Annotated in this window: 1 protein-coding gene; it reads right to left on the bottom strand. The window is 64.1% G+C overall.

Features of this window, described 5'->3' with window-relative positions:
- Positions 1-764: magnesium chelatase ATPase subunit I (locus tag JCM12296_RS35315; RefSeq protein WP_157068226.1), on the bottom strand; the 764-nt coding region annotated here is incomplete at both ends.

Raw genomic sequence — 764 nt, forward strand, 5'->3', positions numbered from 1 at the left:
GTGGTGGTGGGGGCGGCGGCGCGGCATCGCGCTTGCGATGCAATAAGGCCAGGGCCGAGGCCTCGCGGATATCGTCGACGGTGACCGAAAGCCGGCCGCCCAGGGCAGCCAGGGCCCGGGCCGTCTGTTCCATGACCAGATCGGCCCGATGGCCGGCCACATGGTTTTCGGTACAGATTTCGGCGATCAGGCCGCGCAGATGCGCGGGAAAACCGACCTGGGGCAACAGATCCCGCCCGGCCAGGATCTGGCGGGCCACCACGGCGTTGTCCTTCTCGTAACGCAGCTGAAATCCTGCTGGATCAAGATCAAAGGCCTCCCGCCGCAGCATCAGTTCGGTGCGCACTTCCGGCGCTTTTTCCGAGGCGGTCTCCACGCACAGGCCGAAGCGGTCCAACAGCTGGGGACGCAGCTCGCCCTCCTCGGGATTCATCGTGCCCACCAGAATGAATCGTGATGCATGGGTGATGGAGATCCCCTCGCGTTCCACCCGGTTACGGTTTGATGCAGCGGCATCCAGGATGACATCCACGATGTGGTCGTCGAGCAGGTTGACTTCATCCACATATAGGATTCCCCGGTGCGCCATGGCCAAAACGCCGGGAGAAAAACAGCGCATCCCGCTTCTCACCGCCTGACCCAAGTCGATGCCGCCGGCCACGCGGTCCTCGGTGGCATTGAGCGGCAGGGTGATCACACGGATGCGGCGTCTGTCGATCTGGCGCTGCTTTTCTGCGTCCCGGCAAGCGTCGCACCACTCCTCT

It is taken from the genome of Desulfosarcina cetonica JCM 12296 (assembly GCF_001311845.1).
GTDB lineage: Bacteria > Desulfobacterota > Desulfobacteria > Desulfobacterales > Desulfosarcinaceae > Desulfosarcina > Desulfosarcina cetonica.